Below are 20,125 nucleotides of genomic sequence, written 5' to 3'. Positions count from 1 at the left end.
TAACTGCCCAAAAATTGTGCGACACGCCCGATCTGCCCGCAATATTACCGTGATTTTATTGAACCCTAACGGGGCGAGAGGTACGTCGGAATGGACTGCACAAGGAATAAGCACTTGGGCCTGACCCTTGGAACCAGAGAAATCGTGCCGCCTGTCTTGCTGGCACCGCTTGCGGGAATCACCGACTTGCCGTTCCGCAGCCTCGTGAGCCGCTTCGGCGCGGGGCTGGTCGTGTCCGAAATGATTGCCAGCGGCGAGTTCCTGACAGCCCGCCCCGGCACGCGCGAAAAGGCCGAACTGGGCGCGCAGATCGAGAACACCTCGGTCCAGATCGCCGGACGCGAGGCCGCACCGATGGCCGAGGCCGCGCGGCAGGTCGTCGACATGGGCGCGCGGGTGGTCGACATCAACATGGGCTGTCCGGCAAAGAAGGTGACGGGCGGCTGGTCCGGCTCGGCGCTGATGCAGGTGCCCGACCACGCGCTGCGGTTGATCGAGGCGGTGGTGGAGGCGGTCGATGTGCCGGTCACTCTCAAGACCCGGCTTGGCTGGAATGACGCGACGCTGAACGCGCCGGATCTTGCGCGGCGCGCCGAAGGGGCGGGTGTGCGGATGATCGTCATCCACGGGCGCACGCGCTGCCAGTTTTACAAGGGCCGCGCCGACTGGGCGGCGATTCGCGCCGTCAAAAATGCGGTGACCATCCCGGTTGTGGCCAATGGCGACATCGTGGACGCCCCCACGGCGCGGACCGCGCTGGAACAGTCCGACGCGGATGGCGTGATGATCGGGCGCGGGGCGCAGGGCGCCCCTTGGGTGCTGGCGCAGATCGCCGCCGACCTCTTTGGCACGCCACAGCCCGACATCCCGCAGGGGCGGGCGCTGACCGACATGGTGTGCGAACACTACGAGGCCATGCTGAGCTTTTACGGGGAAACCTTGGGCAACCGGGTCGCCCGCAAGCATTTGGGCTGGTATATGGACCGCGCCGGCACCGATACCGCGCTGCGCCAGACCCTCCTGACTGAAAAGACGCCCGCGAACGTGCTGCGGCTCTTGCCGGATGCGCTCAACATGACGGAGGCCGCATGACGGACGTCACGGATATGCAGATCTGGTCGTCTTTGCCCGTTCCCGCGATTCTCATCGACGAGAATGAGCGGATCGCCGATCTGAACCCCGCCGCCGAGGGCTTTTTGAACAACTCGGCCAAGTGGCTGACGGGCCAGCCGATCTGGGATCGGCTCGCCGTCGATGCGCCGCTGGAGGAAAGCCTCGCTCGTGCGCGCGAGCACGGCACGCCGCTTTTCGTCAACGATGTGGATGTGGGCACCGGCAGCCGCGCACCGCTGGTCTGCAACCTTCAGATCGCGCCGGTCATGGGCAAACCCGGCTGGATGGTCATGCTGATTTCGCCGCGCGAACTGGCCGGGCGGATGACCCAAAGCCACAGCGTGAAATCTGCCGCCAAATCCGCCATCGGCATGGCCGAGATGCTGGCGCATGAGATCAAGAACCCGCTGGCGGGCATCACCGGCGCGGCGCAATTGCTGAGCATGGGCCTGCCCAAGGAAGACCTCGAATTCACCGATCTGATCGTGGCCGAGACGCGCCGCATCGTGAAACTGCTCGAACAGGTCGAGCAATTTGGCAACCTGTCGCCGCCCGAACGGCGCGAGGTCAACATCCACGACGTGCTGGACCGCGCCCGCCGGTCGGCCGCGCTGGGATTCGGCGCGCATATGAAGATCATCGAGGATTACGATCCCTCGCTGCCGATGGCGTTGGGCGACCCGGACCAGCTGCTTCAGGTGGTGCTGAACCTGATCAAGAACGCCTCCGAGGCGGCCGACCCGATCCGCGGCGGCACGATCCGCCTGCACACCTATTACGAGCACAGCTTCCGCCTGCGCCGCGCCGATGGCAGCGGGCAGACCCTGCCGCTTCAGATCGAGGTGATCGATGACGGCCCCGGCCTTCCGGACGCGATCAAGGGCGACATCTTTGACCCGTTCGTGTCGGGCCGGGAAAACGGCACGGGGCTGGGGCTCGCGCTGGTGAGCAAGATCATTTCCGACCATGACGGCTGGATATCCGTGGATTCTGTCCCGGGCCGCACCGTCTTTCGCATTTCGCTGCCGCGTTCCACCGGCGAGACCCCCGAGCAGAGCTAGGGGCAGACCAAGGAGAGAACTCAAATGGATGGCACTGTACTGGTCGCAGATGACGACCGCACGATCCGCACCGTTCTGACGCAGGCGCTGACCCGAGCCGGGTGCAAGGTGCATGCGACGTCGAGCCTGACGACGCTCATGCGCTGGGTGGGCGAGGGGAAGGGCGACGTGGTGATTTCCGACGTGGTCATGCCCGATGGCAATGGCTTGGAAATGCTGCCCAAGATCCATCAGGACCGGCCCGAATTGCCGGTGATCGTGATCTCGGCCCAGAACACGATCATGACCGCCATTCAGGCCGCCGAGGCCGAGGCTTATGATTACCTGCCCAAGCCCTTCGACCTGCCGGACCTGATGAAGCGCACGGCCAAGGCGCTGGACAACCGCAAGCGCGCCGCGCCCCGGTCACAGGAAACGGTGGTGGGTGCCGATGCGCCCGATGAACTGCCGCTGGTGGGCAAGACCCCCGCGATGCAGGCGTTGTACCGGCTGGTCGCGCGGGTGATGAACACCGATCTGCCGGTGCTGATCACCGGCGAAAGCGGCACGGGGAAGTCCCTGATCGCCAAGGCCTTGCACGATTTTTCCGACCGGCGGACCTTGCCCTTCGTCACCGTGACGGGCAGCGACCTGCGGGAACTCGACGGCCCTGCGCGGGTGTTGGCGCGGGTCAAGGGCGGGACGTTGCTGATCGACGAGATCGCCGATGTGGACGATGAAATCCAAGGCCGCATCGTGCGCATGATGGATGTGCCGGGCGATCACGTGCCGCGCTTTCTGGCCTCGTCGCAATATGATCCGCAATCGCTGGTGGACAGCGGCAAGGTGCGGCAGGACCTGTTCTACCGTCTCGACGGGGCGGCGATTGCCGTGCCGTCCTTGCGCGAGCGGGTCGAGGACATTCCGCTGCTGACCGAGCATTTCCTCAACCGGGCCGAGCGCGAGGGGATGCCGAAACGCTGGCTGTCCAACGGCGCGTCCGAGTTGTTCCGCGTCTATTCATGGCCCGGCAACGTGCGGCAGCTGGAAAACGCCGTGCGCCGTCTGAGCCTGACCAGCCGGGCCGAGGAAATCACCCGCGCCGAGGTCGAGGCCGTTCTGGGCAACCAGCCCGAAACCAGCGCCGTGCTGCGCGGTGGCGACAGCGACAAGCTGGCCGACAGCGTCGCGCGCCACCTGCGGCGCTATTTCGACCTGCACGGGGCGATGCTGCCGCCGCCCGGTCTGTATGGCCGCATTCTGAAAGAGGTCGAAGGCCCGCTGATCGAGATCGCGCTGGAGGCCACGGGGGGAAATCAGGCGAAATGCGCCGACCTTCTGGGAATCAATCGCAATACTTTGCGCAAGAAGATCACCGACCTTGATATTCGCGTGACACGCCGCCGGAAGTTGATGTAAAAAGACCACATAACTGTGGCCCCGCCGCATCGCGCGGTTGAGAAGGTCACAATATATGGCGGTCGTCAGGCCTTGCTGATGCAGGACTGACACATCTTATCGGGGGTTGGCTGTGGCCACGCGGGCACGCTCCATCACACCTGCCGGGGTTTCCTCCGGCACATGGGCCCGGCTTATGCGCTTGCGCAGGCAACGTCGGGTGCAGAATTTCATAGCCCTCGCACTGGTGTTGCTGGGGCCGCTTCTGGCCTTTGCCACGTTCAGCGTGCTGGGCCCGTTGAACCAAGGCGCAAGCGCCTTGTCGCTGCGCCTCGTGCTGCTGGCGGACCTTGTCTATGTCCTGCTGCTGGCGGCGATGGTGCTGGCGCGGGTGGCGCGCATGGTGGCGGAGCGCCGCGCACAATCCGCCGGATCGCGGCTGCACCTGCGGCTGACGGCGGCCTTTGCGCTGATGGCGCTGCTGCCCACGGTGACCGTTGCGGTCTTTGCCGTGTTGACCATCAATATCGGGCTTGAGACGTGGTTTTCCAGCCGTGTGCAGAACGTCGTGGGCGCCTCCCTTGCCGCCGCCGAGGCCTATGAGGCCGAGCAGCGCGCAGGCCTCGAACAGGACGCGCGCAGCCTTGCCAACTATCTCGACGCCAACCGCCGCGTGCCCTTGCAGGACCCGACGATCACCCTGCGTGACATTCTGGCCGACGGTCAGGCTCGCATCCAGCGCGGCCTGCGCGAGGCTTTCGTGATCGACGGTCAAGGCACGATCGAAGCCCGCGGCGAGCGGTCCTACCTCTTTGATTTCGAACAGCCCGCACCCGAGGCCATGCAGCGCGCCACCGCCGACGGCGTGGCCCTGATCCCCGATTGGGACATCAACGAATTGCGCGCGCTGGTGCCCTTGCAGGCCTATGCGGACCGGTATCTGTATGTCACCCGCGACGTCGACGGGCAGATCCTGAACCTGCTGGACGAGACGCAGGAAACCGCGCGTTTCTACCAGCAGCAGGAAAAGGAACGCGGGCGGCGGCTGTTCGACTTTGCCGTGCTGTATCTGGGTTTTGCGCTGCTGTTGATCCTTGCGGCGACATGGGCGGGCCTGTGGTTCGCCGAACGTCTGGCGCGGCCCGTGGGCCGTCTGGCCGGGGCGGCGCAGCGCGTCGGCGCGGGCGATCTGGACGTGCAGGTCATCGAGGAAGAGGGCGATGACGAGATCTCGATGCTCGGGCGCTACTTCAACCAGATGACCCGACAGTTGAAGGGCCAACGCGAGACGCTCTTGGAAAACACCCGCCAGATCGAGCGCCGCCAGCGGCTGTTCGATTCCGTGCTGTCCTCGGTCACGTCCGGCGTCGTGGGGCTGGATGCGACGGGCAAGGTGGCCTTCGTCAACCGCTCGGCCGAACGGCTGTTGGGGTGGCACGAGACGCAGCGCGAAATCCCGCTGCCCGTGGCGGTGCCGGAATTCGGACCGTTGTTCGACCGCCTGCGCGCCGAGGGTCTTGAGACCGCGCAGGAAGAGGTCAAGGTGGGCCGCGAGGGCCGTCTCGAACACTTGCTGGTGCGTCTGTCGACGCGTCGCCGTCAGGATCGCAGCCTCGAAGGCTTCGTGATCGCCTTTGACGACGTGACTGATCTGGTCAGCGCACAGCGCATGGCGGCATGGGGCGACGTGGCCCGCCGCATCGCGCATGAGATCAAGAACCCGCTGACGCCCATTCGCCTCTCTGCCGAGCGCATCAAGCGCAAGTTCGGCCGCCAACTGGCGGAAAACGACGCCGAGCAGCTGGAAAACATGACCGAGGTCATCGTCCGCCAGACCGAGGACCTGCGCCGCATCGTCGACGAATTCTCGAAATTCGCGCGCATGCCGGAACCCGAGCGCAAGCCCGAGGATCTGGGGGACCTGCTGCGCGGCGCGGTGCTGTTGCAGGAAACCGGCCAGCCCGGCGTGCGCTTTGTCAGCGACATCCCCGCGCAGGCGATGCCGTCGGAACTGGACGCGACGATGATCGGTCAGGCCTTGACCAACCTGATCAAGAACGCTGGGGAAGCGATTGAAACGCTTCAGGAAAAGGGCGCACCCGACGGGCATGTGCCGGAAATCCGGGTCTCGGCGGGAATCGAGGACGGCAAGGGCACGATCCGCATCATGGACAATGGCATCGGCCTGCCCGAGGACCGCGCGCGGCTGTTCGAGCCGTATGTGACGACGCGCGACAAGGGAACGGGCCTTGGCCTGCCGATCGTCAAGAAGATCATCGAGGAACACGGTGGAACGCTGGTGCTGGACGACGCACCGGCCTTCGCCGAGGGGGCACATCGCGGCGCCATGGCGGTCATCCGCCTGCCGCTGACCCCCGCCGCACAGCCCGAGGGCGACGCGGCCTTGGAAGCAGTTTGAGAACGCAGGAAACAGAGGGCAGCAGACACATGAGTGACATCCTGATTGTCGACGACGAACGCGACATCCGCGAACTCATCGGGGATATCCTCGAAGACGAAGGCTACACGACCCGGCTTGCGGGCAATTCCTCGGACGCGATGACCGAGATCAACGCCGAGCCGCCCGCGCTTCTGATCCTCGACATCTGGCTGAAGGACAGCAAGATGGACGGGATCGATATCCTCAAGACGGTCAAGCGCGACAACCCCGACATTCCCGTGGTGATCATTTCCGGCCATGGCAATATCGAGATCGCCGTGGCCGCGATCAAGCAAGGGGCCTATGACTTCATCGAGAAGCCCTTCAATATCGACCAGTTGCTGGTTGTGATCCGGCGTGCGATGGAAACCTCGCAACTGCGCCGCGAGAACCAGCAACTCAAGCGCGGCGATGTGAAAGCGGCCGAGATGATCGGCGAAAGCGCCTCGTACCGCGCGCTGCTCAGCCAGCTCGACAAGGTCACGAAATCCAATGGCCGGGTCATGCTGACCGGGCCTGCGGGCTGCGGCAAGGAAGTGGCGGCGCGCTACATCCACGGCAAGTCGGGCCGGGCCAATGCGCCCTTCGTCACCGTCAACTGCGCGGGCGTCGAGCCCGAGATGATGGAGGCGATGCTGTTCGGCAAGGAAAGCGCGCAGCGCGGCGTCGAACCAGGCCTGCTGGAACAGGCGCATGGCGGCGTGATCTATTTCGACGAGGTCGCCGACATGCCCGTCGGCACCCAGTCCAAGATCCTGCGCGTGCTGGTCGACCAGCAATTCACCCGCGTCGGCGGCAATGACAAGGTGCGCGTCGATCTGCGCGTGATCTCCTCGACCAATCGCGACCTTCAGGAAGAAATCCAGATGGGCCGCTTCCGCGAGGAGTTGTATCACCGGCTGAACGTGGTGCCGATTGCCGTGCCCTCGCTGGCGGAACGGCGCGAGGACATCCCGGTTCTGGCGCAGCATTTCATCGAGGCGTGCAATGCCTCGCAGGGGCTGCCTTTGCGGGAATTGTCCGAGGATGCGATCGCCCTGATGCAGACCATGACATGGCCGGGCAATGTGCGTCAGCTCAAGAACCTGATCGAGCGTGTGCTGATCCTTGGCGACGGCACCGGCCCGATCGAGGCGCGCGAACTGCCCACCGACAGCGGTCCGGCAGATGAGGGCGACGGGCGCGTGGTGCTGTCCGGCACGCTGGCGACGCTGCCCCTGCGCGAGGCGCGCGAGGCGTTCGAACGCGAATACCTGCTGACGCAGATCAACCGCTTTGGCGGGAATATCTCGCGCACCGCGTCCTTTGTCGGGATGGAGCGCTCGGCCCTGCACCGCAAGCTGAAATCGCTGGGTGTCGTCACCAGCCAGAAATCCGGTGGCCGCATCGCCCGGCTCGAAGACGAGGTCGAAGAGGCGTCATAAGCAGGCCTCGCAAGACCCGGGGCGAGTCCTGTGCGGCCCGGTCATGCGCGACCTGCAAGAGCAGGCCGTTGACCACCGCCCTTGGGCGTGCCATGCCAAGACCTGCAAAATAAAGAGGGCGGGCCATGAAGGTCATCATTTGCGGCGCGGGTCAGGTTGGCTGGCAGATCGCGCGGCATCTCTCGGGCGAGCGTAACGACGTCACGGTCGTCGACAGCAACCCCGATCTGGTGCGGCGCGCCACGGATTCGCTGGATGTGCAGGGGATCGCGGGCTTTGCCTCTTATCCGGATGTGCTGGATCGGGCAGGGGCGCGCGACGCCGACATGATCATCGCCGCGACCTATTCCGACGAGGTCAACATGGTCACCTGTCAGGTGGCCCATTCGGTCTTTGCCGTGCCGCGCAAGATCGCGCGCCTGCGCGCGCAATCCTATCTGACCGCGATCTATTCCGATCTCTACCGCCGCGACCACCTGCCCATCGACGTGGTCATCAGCCCCGAACGCGAGGTCGCAGAGGCGGCGATGCAGCGGCTCTCGGCGCCGTCGACCTTCGACACCGAAAGCTTCCTCGATGGCGAGGCGCAGCTGCTGGGCATTTCGCTGGACGATGACTGCCCGGTGGTGAACACGCCCCTGAGGCAACTGTCGGACCTGTTTTCCACGCTGCGGGCGGTGGTTGTGGGCGTGCGTCGCGACGGCGTGCTGTTCGCCCCCGAAAGCGGCGACCAGTTGTTTGTCGGCGACAGCATCTACGTGATGGTCCATCGCGACGATATCAGCCGCACGATGGAAATCTTCGGCAAGACCCACCGCAAGCAGGAACGAGTCGTCGTCGTGGGCGGCGGCAATGTCGGCCTCTCCGTGGCCCGCAGCCTCGAAGGCCGCACCGAACGCATCCGCGCCAAGGTGATCGAACGCGACCGCAAGCGCGCCGAGATCGCCGCCGAGGCGCTGGAACGCACCATCGTCCTGCATGGCGACGGGCTGGATCAGGTGCTTTTGTCCGAGGCAGGGGTGGAACGCGCCGACGCGACGCTCTGCGTGACCGACGATGACAAGACCAACATGCTGGCCGCCGTGCGCGCCAAGGCGGCTGGCTGCCCGATGGTGATCGCGCTGATCAACGACCCGACGCTGGTGCCGCTGATGGAGCCGCTCGGGATCGACGCCTATATCAACCCGCGCGCCACCACCGTGTCGTCGATCCTGCGCCACATCCGCCATGGCCGCGTGCATTCGGTCTATTCCATCGGCGATGCCGAGGCCGAGGTGATCGAGGCCGAGGTGCTCTCGACCTCGCCCATCGCAGGCTCGCGCATCCGCGAGATCGACTTCCCCGAAGGCGTGCTGGTCGGCGCGGTGCGCAAGGGCGAGAAGGTGGTCAAGCTGTCGGGCGATCTGCGCGTCGACGAGGGCGACATGATCGTGATCTTCGCACTGGCCAAGGACGTGCCGGAGGTCGAGCGCCTCTTGCAGGTTTCGATCGACTTCTTCTGATGCTGGCCCGGGTCGCGCAACTGCCGCTGTTCCTGCTGCTTTTGGGCATTTCTTCGGCGTCGATGGTGGTGCCTGCGGTGATCGCGCGGGTCACCCGGGATTATCACGATGCGCGGGCGTTCTTCTATGCGGCGGTTATCGGCCTGCTGGTGACGGTCCTCGTGGGCATCGCCATGTCCGGGCGCAGGCACAATACCAGCGCGCTGCGGCAACTGGTGGCCTTGGCCGCCGGGTTCGTCTTTCTGCCGCTGTTCTTTGCCGTGCCCTTCCACGAGGCCGTGCGCACCACCAGTTTCGAGAACGCCTACTTCGAGATGGTCTCGGCGCTGACCACGACCGGAGCGACCCTGTTCGATCCCGCGCGCCTGTCGGTGCCGGAACATTTCTGGCGCGCGCAGGTGGGCTGGATGGGCGGCTTGTTGATGTGGGTTGCGGCCTCGGGCATCCTTGCGCCGCTGGCGCTGGGGGGCTTCGAAGTGACGGCCACCGGCGAGCCGGGGCAGGCGGTGCTGCCCGGTCTTGCCCGGTCTGTCGTCAACGATCCGGCACAGCGGCTGTGGCGCAGCGTGCGCCTGCTCTTGCCGGTCTATACCGGGTTGACCGTGGCGCTGGCGATCATGCTGCTGGTGGCGGGCGACCCGCCGCTGATCGCGGTCAGCCACGCGATGTCGGCCATGGCAACCTCGGGGATTTCGCCCATCGGCAACGTGGCGGGCGCGCCCAGCGGCATGGCGGGCGAGATCGTCCTGTTTTGCTTCCTGTTCTTCGCCCTGTCGCGCCTGACCTTTTCCACCGATACCCGCAACGGTCGCGGGCTTTGGTACGACCCGGAATTCCGGCTCGGCGTGATCATCGTCGTCGCCGTGCCGGTTCTGTTGTTCCTGCGTCATTGGTGGGCCGCCTTCGATATCGGGGACGAGCGTGACCTGACCGCCGGGTTGCGCGCCCTGTGGGGGGCGCTGTTCACCGGCCTGTCCTTCCTGTCGACCACCGGATTCGTCAGCGCCGACTGGGCGACCGCGCAGGGCTGGTCGGGCCTGTCGACGCCCGGCATCATCCTGATGGGGCTGGCGCTGCTGGGGGGCGGAGTTGCCACCACGGCGGGCGGGGTCAAGCTGCTGCGGGTCTTTGCGCTGTACCTCAATGGCAAGCGCGAGCTTGAACGTCTGATCCACCCCCATTCGGTCGGGCGCAAGGGGCTGGCCGGCGGGCGCATCCGCCGCGAGGGGGCGTTCATCGCCTGGGTGTCGTTCATGCTGTTCGCCATCACCATCGCCGCCCTGACCATGCTCTTGGGCCTGTTCGGTGTCGGTCTGGAACCGGCCATCGTGCTGACCATCGCCACCCTGTCGAATACCGGACCGCTGATCGCGACGGCTGGATCCGAACCGGTGATGGTCGCCGCGATGGGCTGGGATCTCAAGGTGATCCTGAGCCTCGCCATGGTGCTGGGGCGGCTTGAATTGCTGGCCGTGATCGTCATGCTGACCCCGGATGTGTGGCGCAATTGACGGCACTTGTCCCATGCTGCGTGTTCGCGCGTTGTTTTTCCACTGGAAACTCCGGAACGGGCGCGACATACTCCCCCGAGACGAGGGGGCCCTTATTCCGGGCTGACAAGAACAAAAGGCAAGTCAATGGCTTCGGACAGACAGAATTTGCAGGACGCATTTCTCAACCACGTGCGCAAGACGAAGGTGCCCGTGACGGTCTTCCTGATCAACGGTGTGAAACTGCAGGGCGTCATCACGTGGTTCGACAATTTCTGCGTGCTGCTGCGCCGCGACGGGCAATCCCAGCTGGTCTACAAACACGCGATCAGCACGATCATGCCGTCGCAGCCGATCAACCTGTATGACGGCGAAGACAATTCTTGAACGAACATGACCCGCATGTGACCCGCGCCTGGGTCCTGCACCCCGATATCAAGAGCGACCGGGACCGGCGCGATGCCCAGATGGCCTTGGAAGAGGCTGTCTCGCTTGCGCATGCGCTGCCGGAACTGGAGGTCGTGGGGCAGACCGTCGTGCCGTTGCCGCGCCCGCATGCGGGCATGCTGTTCGGCTCGGGCAAGATCGCCGAGCTGAAAGAGCGGTTCAAGGCCGAAGAGGTCGAACTGGTGCTGGTCGACGGCCCGGTCTCGCCCGTGCAGCAGCGCAACCTCGAAAAGGAATGGAAGGTCAAGCTGCTCGACCGGACCGGCCTGATCCTTGAGATCTTCAGCGACCGCGCCGCCACGCGCGAGGGCGTTTTGCAGGTCGAGATGGCGCATCTGTCCTACCAGCGCACCCGTCTTGTCCGCGCCTGGACCCACCTCGAACGGCAGCGCGGCGGGCTTGGCTTCGTCGGCGGCCCCGGCGAAACCCAGATCGAGGCCGACAGGCGCGCCATCGACGAACAACTGGTGCGCCTGCGCCGTCAGCTCGACAAGGTTGTCAAAACGCGCGAACTGCACCGCAAGGCCCGCGCCAAGGTGCCTTACCCGATTGTCGCCCTCGTGGGCTACACCAACGCCGGGAAATCCACGCTGTTCAACCGCCTGACCGGGGCCGAGGTCATGGCCAAGGACATGCTCTTTGCCACGCTCGACCCGACCATGCGCCGCGTCGAACTGCCCACCGGCGCCGATGTCATCCTGTCGGACACGGTGGGCTTCATCTCGGACCTGCCCACCGAACTGGTCGCCGCCTTCCGCGCCACGCTGGAGGAAGTGCTGGCCGCCGATGTCATCGTCCATGTGCGCGACATTTCCCACCCCGAGACCGAGGAACAGGCCCGCGACGTGCGCACCATCCTCGACAGTCTCGGCGTGGCCGAGGACACCGCGCAGATCGAATTGTGGAACAAGCTCGACCGGCTCGACGCCGATCAGGCCGACGCGTTGCGCCAGCGCGCCTCGCGCGAGGATGGCACCTATGCGGTCTCGGCCCTGAGCGGCGAGGGGCTCGACGCCTTCCTCGAAGACGTGACCCGCAAGCTGGGCGAGGAAAAGCGCCGCGAAGTGCTGGTGCTGGGCTATGATCAGGGCCGCCAGCGCGCATGGCTGTTCGAAAAGGGCCTCGTGGAACAGGAAATCCCCGAGGAAGACGGCTATCACCTGACCGTGCACTGGTCCGCCAGCGACCGCGCCCGCTTCGACAGTCTTTGACCGCGTCCAGCTTCTTTGGTCTCAAAATACCTCGGGGGAGGCCGAAGGCCGGGGGCAGCGCCCCCAACCCCGGCGCCCCCACCCCCGCCGGCCTCAGATCAGGGGCTTCCGGGCGTGCAGCAACCGTTCCGCCACTTCCAGGCGATGGAATTGCCGGTCCGAGGGTGTCAGCGGCGTGTTCGCCCAGACCCACAGGCAAAAGCACCGTTGCAGGAACAGCCGGACCTGCGGGTCCGTGTCCGTATCCGCATAGCCGCGCCGCAGCTCCGCCACCGCCGCGTCGCCGTTGCTGCCTTCACTCAGGAAATCCAGCGCCAGCGTGAACACATCGCGCAACGGTTCATCCTCGCGGTCGTTTTCGAAATCGATCCCCCAAAGCGTCCCGTCCGCATCCAGCAGCAGGTTCGACAGGGTCATGTCGCGATGGGTGACGGCGCGAAAGGCGGGCCTTTTGCGCAGGGGATCGGCCATCGCCTGCACGCTGCGGGCCACATGGGCAAAGCTCTCCGCATCCTGGATGACACGGCTGCCTTCGGCACTGGCCTCGATCAAGCGCGCAAGCCAATTCACTTGCCCAGCAGGTCGAAATCCCACCGGGCGTCGGGTCAGATCATGAAAGGCCCGCAGCCAGCGCCCGGCGGCCAGCCCCAGTTCGGGATCATTGTCGTGCCCCCAAGCGCTGCGCAGATCGTCGCCCGCCACCGCCTGCATCCCCAATGCCAGCGTGTCAGGATCGAAGAAGATCAGCCCCGGCACGCGGAACGGACCGCTGTCCATGGCCTCGGCCAAGGCCATCTGGCGCGTGACCTGCCGGACGGCACGCTCGGCCACCTCGGGCGCCCAGAGCTTGACCATGATGCGCCCCTTGGGGCCGTAGCCGGTGAACAGATGGGCCTGCCGATTGCCTTCGGCGGTCACGGGCACGGGAACGACCGCGTCCCAATGCCGAGCCAGCGCCCGCGCCGCCCGGTCCTGTGCCTCCCACGGGGTCAAGGCTTGAGCAGGCGGGTTATCCCGACCGAGGCGGCGCGCGCCAGATCCACGTCCAGCGACATAGGGATATATTCGCCGCGCCGCCAAAGCTGGCCCAGATCGTCATAATGCCGCGACAGGAAATGCCCCGATTGACCGGTGGCCGAGACAAAGACCGAACTGTCCGGATCGGCAAAGTCATAGACCCCGCGATACCCCGCGCCATGGACGTTGTGGAAGGGGGTCGGCTCCTTGCCAGACACCCGCCCGCGCATCAGGGTCTGGTCCCCTCCGGAGGTGTTCTGGCGGATGTTGACGAAATGGTTCAGCAGCGGCACATCGCCCAGAACGGGGTGTTTGTGCACCGCGACATGGGCATCGCCCCAGCGCAGCGCCTCCAGCGCGTGGCCGTGGTTTTCGTCGATCCAGACCAGCGCATCGTCCAGCGCAAGGCGGGCGATGTCGGAACAGCTTTCGACGCGGGCCGAACGGATCACGTCGCACCATGTGCTGGCGCCGTTCACATTGCGATAGACCCGCTCGATGAACAGGGGCTCGACGCGGGGGAATTCATCGGCCAGCGGGCCAAGGTCGTCGCGGATCAGCCTGTCTTGCAGCGCGCGCACCCAAGCGGCGTAGATCAGCGGCTCTGGCATGTGCTCGTTCATCTCGCCGTTCCAGTCGGCGAGCAGACGCAGGGCGGTCTGGCGGCGGCGTTCCGGCGTGCCCTCGGCGGCGGCCTCGCCCGTGTACCACAAATCGCGCCCGATCAGCGGCAGCAGGGTCCGCGCGGCGGTTGACACGGTGTCTAGCTGCGCCTCGATGAAGCTGTCGCGGGTATGGACCTTGCGCCCCATCATCAGGGTCTGCCAGCGTTGCACGCGCTGGCTGTCACCCCAGTCATAGGACATGTGGTTGGGGAAGGGGCGGTCGACGAGCTTGTTGTTGGTGTTGCCGACGATGCCGCCTTGCGGGGCGAGGAATTCGGGATTGGCCGAAAAGGGCATCGCGCCCTGCCAGCGATTGGCGGCGATCCAGCCGGGGCTGGGCAGACGCCCGCGCGACTGGTGGTTCGGGTCGCGGCGCGGCATCCGCCCCACGGTCTTCAGCGCGACGGTGTCGCGATCGGCCAAGGTCAGGTTCTGGCTGGGGGCGACATAGGCGCGCGAGGACTCGATCGCGGTCTCGACACTGTCGGCCATCATCAGGCCCACCGCGGCACTGATCGAGGTGTCCTCGGGCGTGAGCGCCGTCCATGCGAGCGAGGCCACGTGCCCCGGCGGGGTGATGGTTTTCAGATCGAACAGGGTGCCGGGCAGCACGGGGCCGTTTTCCGTCCAGCGCAGGGTCAAGGTGACCGGTTCGGCATCCTTGATCTGGATGATGGACTTCTTGGTGGTGAAGCGCGCCCAACCGTCCGGCGTGCGATACTGCTCGGGGTCGTCGGCGTTCAGTTCCTCGATATAAAGGTCCTGATCGTCCATATAGGACGAGGTCAGCGCCCATCCCAGCTTATCTGAGCGGCCCACCATGATCGCGGGAATGCCGGGGATCGAGCCGCCGATCACCGGGCCGGTTTGCAGGTTCATCCGGGCCAGATACCATGTCGAGGGCGCGGTGAAGCCCAGATGCGGATCGTTCGCCATCAAAGTGCCGCGCGCGGCGGAGCGGTCCGGCGCTGCGGCCCATGCATTGGACGCCCCCGCCAACCCGCGCGGTTGCACCCAAGGCAGGAAATCCAAATGCGGGTCGGCCTGCGCGAAACGGGGCAACGGCGCATCGAACAGGCTGGCATAGGCGGGCAGGGCGGCCACGCCATCGCCGGGCATGTCGGGCAGGATGTCGGACAGGCGGTCCTCGTCATCCAGCGCCAGCGAGGTCCGGGCGCGCAGCACCTCTTCGGTCAGATGGCCCGTCAGTTGCAGCGCCATGAGCTTGACCAAGGCGATGGAATCGGCGGGCTGCCAAGGCGCGATTGCGGCGTCGAACAGGAAGAATTCCGGCGCGCCCCGGCCCAAGGACCGGGCGTTGATCTCTTCGATCCTTGCGTTCACGCCTGCGGCATAGGCTTCGAGCGCGTCGAGCGTGCGGGCATCCTGATGCGGCACCGACTGGCGGGCCAATTCGTAGATGTCGAGGCGCCGCAACAGCGTGTCCGTCTCCACCGTGCGGGTGCCGAAGAGCTCGGACAAGCGCCCCTGCGCGGTGCGCCGCAGCAGGGTCATCTGCCACAGCCGGTCCTGCGCATGTACGTAACCCAACCCGAAAAACGCGTCGCGGTCGGACAGGGCAAGGATATGCGGCACGCCGGCATTGTCGCGCACGATCTCGATATCGGCGGTGGTCCCGGCGACGGGCAGGTCCTTGTCATACTCGGGCAGCGAGCGCGAGGCGAGGTAATAGGCCAGCGCCACGCCGATCACCGCCAGCGCGAGGGCGAGGCTGGTCAGGCGAAGGAGCCATCGGAACACGAGCGCCATTTCCCTTCCCTTCGTCCTGGTGTACCTCGGTTCACAGCGATTTAAACGGACAGCCCCTGAATGCCAAGTGGAGCCGGGGCACGAATTCGGGAGAAAGACATGGCGAAAGTGACGTTCCTCGGGCTGGGTGTGATGGGCTATCCGATGGCGGGCCACCTTGCAAAGGCCGGGCATGAGGTGACGGTCTACAACCGCACCACCGCCAAGGCGGAGAAATGGGTCGCCGAGTTCGGCGGTGCCATGGCCGCAACGCCGCGCGCGGCGGCCGAGGGGGCGGATTTCGTGATGTCCTGTGTCGGCAATGACGACGACCTGCGCGGCGTGTGTCTGGGCGAGGACGGGGCCTTTGCCGGGATGGGCGCGGGCGCGATCTTTGTCGATCACACGACGGTGTCGGCGCAGGTCACGCGCGAGCTGGCCGACGTGGCGGGCGAGACGGGCGTGGCCTTTGTCGATGCGCCGGTCTCGGGCGGGCAGGCGGGGGCCGAGAACGGCCAGCTTGTGGTGATGTGCGGCGGCTCGGAAGAGGCCTATGGCAAGGCCGAGCCGGTGATCGACGCCTATGCCAAGCTGTGCAAGCGTTTGGGCGACACCGGGGCCGGTCAGATGTGCAAGATGGTCAACCAGATCTGCATCGCCGGGCTTGTGCAGGCGCTGAGCGAAGGTCTGCACTTTGCCGAGAAGGCCGGGTTGGACGGGCGCGCGGTGGTCGAGGTGATCGGCGGCGGGGCGGCGGGCAGCTGGCAGATGGTCAACCGCTACGAGACGATGCTGGATGGCAAGTTCGACCACGGCTTTGCCACCAACTGGATGCGCAAGGATCTGGGCATCTGTCTGCAGACGGCGGACGAGGTTGGCGCGAGCCTGCCGGTGACGGCGCTGGTCGACCAGTTCTACAAGGATGTGCAGAAGATGGGCGGCGGGCGCTGGGATACCTCGTCGCTGTTCGCACGGCTGCGCAAGCTCGATCAGGCGTGATCCAAATGAGGCGCTGACGCGCCGCAGGGTCCTTTGTCCCCCTCCCTGACCCTCCCCCATTTCATTGGGGGAGGGGACCGCTTGTCAGGCCGACCCCGGAACAGGGCTGTTCCGCCTGTGGATAACCATTCCCGCCAAACGCCGAGAAGATACGCCGTGTGACAACTTTGGGCATTGTCATGACAGCCCTTCTGCCCTTATGTTGGCGGTTAGGCCGTATGCGCGGGGAACCGCGCGGCCCAGAGAGTTTCGCTGGACGTGGGCTGGCAGCACATGCCCCCCGGACAGACCGATCCGACCCCAAGGGGTCAAAGAACCGACCCGGACCGCTAACCAAGCGACGGGTTTCATGAATGGGCGCGTTCCCGGGGGTTTCATGCGAACCGCATATGACCCGGTACGACGCGTCGGAGAAGAACCGCGATGAAGCGCGCGACACAGATGAGGCATAGGGCAGGACGCAACCGCGCCCCCTTGGCCTGCGCGCCGTCCCTCGCCCTGACAAGACACGCGACATCCGCCTCGGCCCCGCCAGGGGTGCGGGGCGCTTTCGTGTGCAAACGGATACAATGGCAAAGAAAATGCTCATCGACGCCACCCACACGGAAGAGACCCGTGTGGTTGTGGTGGACGGAAACAAGGTCGAGGAATTCGACTTTGAATCGGAAAACAAGCGCCAGCTCGCTGGCAATATCTATCTAGCAAAGGTAACACGGGTCGAACCGTCGCTTCAGGCGGCCTTCGTCGATTACGGCGGCAACCGGCACGGCTTCCTTGCCTTCTCGGAAATCCATCCGGATTACTACCAGATCCCGGTCGCGGATCGTCAGGCCCTTCTGGAAGAAGAGGCCGCCTTGGCGGCTGCCGAGGACGAGGACGAGAAGCCCAAGAAGACCTCTCGTTCGTCGCGTTCGCGGTCGCGCTCCAAGCCGAAGAAGACGTCGGACGACAAGACGGACGAGACAGCGGCGAAATCCTCGGACGAGATCAAGGGGATGGAGACGATCGACCTTGGCGATGATTCCGAGGCGGGCGAACCCGGCGAGGGGCTGTCGCCGATGGAAACGGTGCATGAAACGCCCGTTGCGGAGCCGGTCGAGGTGGCCGACGAGCCCGAGTTGAACGTCGCCGCCCCCTCTGAGCTGGCGGAGAGCCAGGCCGAGATCGTCGCGCAGGACAGCGTTGCGGAAATCGAAGAGGTGGCGCAGGCCGAGGTCGCGCTGTCCGATGACGATGAAGCAGCCGCGCCCGAGGCTGAAACCGCCGAGGCAGAAGCTCCGGCCGAGGCAGCGCAGGATGCGCCGGACGCCGAGGCAGAGACCGCGGACGAGGCGGATGAAAAGCCGTCGCGCCCGATGGCCGAATCCACCGGCGACGAGGATGCGGTGGTGACCGCCGACCCGTCTGAGGCGGCGGGTGATGGCGATGCCGCCCCCGAATCGAACGAGGACAAGCCGAAGCCGCGCACACGCTCCAGCCGCTCGCGCGCGAAGAAGCCTGCGAAGGACGATGTCGAGGACGAGGCCCAGCCCGAGGAGGCCGACCGCGCCGACGAGATCGAGAACGTCGCAGACGATGATGCGCCTGAGGACATCCGCCCGGCCCGCAAGCCGCGCCCGCGCCGCTACAAGATCCAAGAGGTCATCAAGGTCCGCCAGATCATGCTGGTGCAGGTCGTCAAGGAAGAGCGCGGCAACAAGGGCGCCGCGCTGACCACCTACCTGTCGCTGGCGGGCCGTTACTGCGTGCTGATGCCGAACACCGCCCGTGGCGGCGGCATCTCGCGCAAGATCACCAATGCGGCGGACCGGTCCAAGCTGAAGGCGATCGCGAACGAGATCGACGTGCCCAAGGGCGCGGGCCTGATCATCCGCACCGCGGGCGCAAAACGCACCAAGACCGAGATCAAGCGCGACTACGAATACCTTCAGCGCCTGTGGGAGCAGATCCGCGAGCTGACGCTGAAATCCATCGCGCCGGCGAAGATCTATGAAGAGGGCGACCTGATCAAACGCTCGATCCGCGACCTCTATAACCGCGACATCGACGAGGTTCTGGTCGAGGGCGAGGGCGGCTATCGCATCGCCAAGGACTTCATGAAGATGATCATGCCGTCCCACGCCAAGAACGTGAAGCATTACACCGAACAGATGCCGCTTTTTGCGCGCTATCAGGTGGAAAGCTATCTGGGCGGGATGTTCAACCCCACCGTGCAGCTGAAATCCGGCGGCTATATCGTGATCGGCGTGACCGAGGCGCTGGTGGCCATCGATGTGAACTCTGGCCGCGCTACCAAGGAAGGCTCGATCGAGGAAACCGCGCTCAAGACCAACCTTGAGGCCGCCGAAGAGGTGGCCCGCCAGTTGCGCCTGCGCGACTTGGCCGGTCTGATCGTCATCGACTTCATCGATATGGACGAGCGCAAGAACAACGCCGCCGTCGAGAAGAAGCTGAAAGACAAGCTGAAGACCGACCGCGCGCGTATCCAGGTGGGCCGCATCTCGGGCTTTGGCCTGCTCGAAATGTCGCGCCAGCGTCTGCGCCCCGGCATGATCGAGGCGACGACCCAGCCTTGTGCCGCCTGCCACGGCACGGGCCTGATCCGCTCGGACGACAATATGGCGCTGCAGATCCTGCGCCAGATCGAGGAAGAGGGCGTGCGCCGCCGCTCGCGCGAGGTGCTGGTCAAGGTGCCCGTGGGCATCGCCAACTACCTGATGAATGCCAAGCGCGAACATATCGCCATGATCGAGGCGCGCTACGGCATGGCCGTGCGCATCGAGGGCGACACGCATCTGATCGCGCCGGACTTCTCGCTTGAGAAGTTCAAGACGGCGACGCGCGCCGTGCCCGAGGCGACCGCGCCGGTCGTGTCGGTGGACAGCAAGTTGATGGAGAAACTCGACGAGGAGGCGGCCGCCGAAGCCGAAGCCGAAGAGGCCGAGGCAGAAACCGAAGCCGAAGTGCAGGAGACGCCCGAGGTCGAGTCCGACGACGACAAGCCCAAGAAGAAGCGCCGCCGCCGGTCGCGCTCGCGCTCGCGCTCGAAGTCGAAGGATGACGAAAACCGCCAGGACGACGATTCGGACAAGGACGACGCGCCGAAATCCGACGAGCCCGCCGAGGCGGAGGCCGCAGCAGAAACTGCGCCCGAGACCGAAGAGGCCAAGGACGAGCAGCCGAAGAAGCCGTCGCGCTCCCGTTCCAGCCGCTCGCGGTCCTCGGCGAAGAAGTCCGATGAGACGGCCGATGCGCCCGCTCCGGCCGAAGCGACTGCCCCCGAGGCCGAAGCGCAGCCCGCGCCGGTGACCGAGGCAGAGGCTCAGCCCGCGCCGGTGACCGAGGACGCAGATCAACCTGCGCCCGAGGCGGAGGTTCAGGAGGAGAAGCCCAAGCGCACCCGCGTGAAGGCGTCCGACATCATCGCCAAGGCGATGGGCACGGTCGAGGCGGAGCCGGAGGCGGCTGCGGACGACACAGCGGCTGAAGCCGAAGCCCAGCCCGAGGCCGCGCCGGAACCGGACGCGCCGCAAGAGACCGCCGAGGAGGACTCCAAGCCGAAGAAACGCGGCTGGTGGTCCTTGGGCCGCTAAGCCCGCAGCCTGACGAAACGACAAGGCCCCGCCGATG

General features: G+C 65.7%; 13 protein-coding genes. 11 read left to right on the top strand and 2 right to left on the bottom strand.

The genetic code is table 11. The annotated features are described in order from the left end of the window. Positions 1 to 114 precede the first annotated feature (114 nt). The 9 genes from dusB (at position 115) to hflX (ending at position 12,065) form a co-directional block, all read left to right on the top strand. A complete protein-coding gene (gene dusB, locus D8Z78_RS01260; RefSeq protein WP_121631547.1) occupies positions 115 to 1,092 on the top strand; it encodes a tRNA dihydrouridine synthase DusB in 978 nt (325 codons plus the stop codon). After that, a complete protein-coding gene (locus tag D8Z78_RS01255; protein WP_121631548.1) occupies positions 1,089 to 2,174 on the top strand; it encodes a two-component system sensor histidine kinase NtrB in 1,086 nt (361 codons plus the stop codon). The genes dusB and D8Z78_RS01255 overlap by 4 nt, the downstream gene beginning before the upstream one ends. Before the next feature lie 24 nt (positions 2,175 to 2,198). Then, on the top strand, positions 2,199 to 3,572 hold the full coding sequence (locus tag D8Z78_RS01250) for a response regulator (protein ID WP_121631549.1): 1,374 nt from the start codon (positions 2,199 to 2,201) through the stop codon (positions 3,570 to 3,572). Between the two features lie 175 nt (positions 3,573 to 3,747). Then, positions 3,748 to 5,970 (top strand): sensor histidine kinase NtrY-like, encoded by a 2,223-nt coding sequence (locus tag D8Z78_RS01245; protein ID WP_121631550.1) that lies wholly within the window; start codon positions 3,748 to 3,750, stop codon positions 5,968 to 5,970. A gap of 29 nt (positions 5,971 to 5,999) precedes the next feature. Further along, complete coding sequence (ntrX, locus tag D8Z78_RS01240) at positions 6,000 to 7,415, top strand: nitrogen assimilation response regulator NtrX (protein ID WP_121631551.1); 1,416 nt, start codon at positions 6,000 to 6,002, stop codon at positions 7,413 to 7,415. Between the two features lie 125 nt (positions 7,416 to 7,540). Continuing rightward, positions 7,541 to 8,917, top strand: coding sequence for a Trk system potassium transporter TrkA (trkA, locus tag D8Z78_RS01235; RefSeq protein ID WP_121631552.1), 1,377 nt, complete (start codon positions 7,541 to 7,543; stop codon positions 8,915 to 8,917). Further along, positions 8,917 to 10,428 carry a TrkH family potassium uptake protein gene (locus tag D8Z78_RS01230; protein ID WP_240671959.1) on the top strand — a complete coding sequence of 504 codons (1,512 nt, stop codon included), beginning with the start codon at positions 8,917 to 8,919 and terminating at the stop codon, positions 10,426 to 10,428. The genes trkA and D8Z78_RS01230 overlap by 1 nt, the downstream gene beginning before the upstream one ends. A gap of 126 nt (positions 10,429 to 10,554) precedes the next feature. After that, the gene (gene hfq, locus D8Z78_RS01225) at positions 10,555 to 10,794 is read left to right on the top strand and encodes an RNA chaperone Hfq (RefSeq protein WP_058246736.1); all 240 of its coding nucleotides are present in this window, start codon (positions 10,555 to 10,557) and stop codon (positions 10,792 to 10,794) included. Positions 10,795 to 10,811: 17 nt separating this feature from the next. Further along, positions 10,812 to 12,065 (top strand): GTPase HflX, encoded by a 1,254-nt coding sequence (gene hflX / locus D8Z78_RS01220; RefSeq protein ID WP_206169619.1) that lies wholly within the window; start codon positions 10,812 to 10,814, stop codon positions 12,063 to 12,065. A 93-nt stretch (positions 12,066 to 12,158) separates the two neighbouring features. Here hflX and D8Z78_RS01215 read toward each other — a convergent pair whose 3' ends face one another. Continuing rightward, on the bottom strand, positions 12,159 to 13,058 hold the full coding sequence (locus D8Z78_RS01215; RefSeq protein WP_121629884.1) for an aminoglycoside phosphotransferase family protein: 900 nt from the start codon (positions 13,056 to 13,058) through the stop codon (positions 12,159 to 12,161). After that, positions 13,055 to 15,517 (bottom strand): penicillin acylase family protein, encoded by a 2,463-nt coding sequence (locus D8Z78_RS01210; protein WP_121629885.1) that lies wholly within the window; start codon positions 15,515 to 15,517, stop codon positions 13,055 to 13,057. Before D8Z78_RS01210 ends, D8Z78_RS01215 begins: the two co-directional genes overlap by 4 nt. A gap of 99 nt (positions 15,518 to 15,616) precedes the next feature. Here D8Z78_RS01210 and D8Z78_RS01205 point away from each other — a divergent pair, with 99 nt between their 5' ends. Beyond that, entirely contained in the window at positions 15,617 to 16,495 is an 879-nt protein-coding gene (locus D8Z78_RS01205) for an NAD(P)-dependent oxidoreductase (protein ID WP_121629886.1), read from the top strand. A 569-nt stretch (positions 16,496 to 17,064) separates the two neighbouring features. Then, positions 17,065 to 20,088 carry an Rne/Rng family ribonuclease gene (locus tag D8Z78_RS01200; protein WP_121629887.1) on the top strand — a complete coding sequence of 1,008 codons (3,024 nt, stop codon included), beginning with the start codon at positions 17,065 to 17,067 and terminating at the stop codon, positions 20,086 to 20,088. The last annotated feature ends 37 nt before the right edge of the window (positions 20,089 to 20,125 follow it).

Origin of the sequence: Tropicibacter alexandrii (genome assembly GCF_003667315.2) — a bacterium.
GTDB classification, from domain to species: domain Bacteria; phylum Pseudomonadota; class Alphaproteobacteria; order Rhodobacterales; family Rhodobacteraceae; genus Tropicibacter; species Tropicibacter alexandrii.
This window is presented reverse-complemented; position numbering and strand designations above follow the sequence as displayed.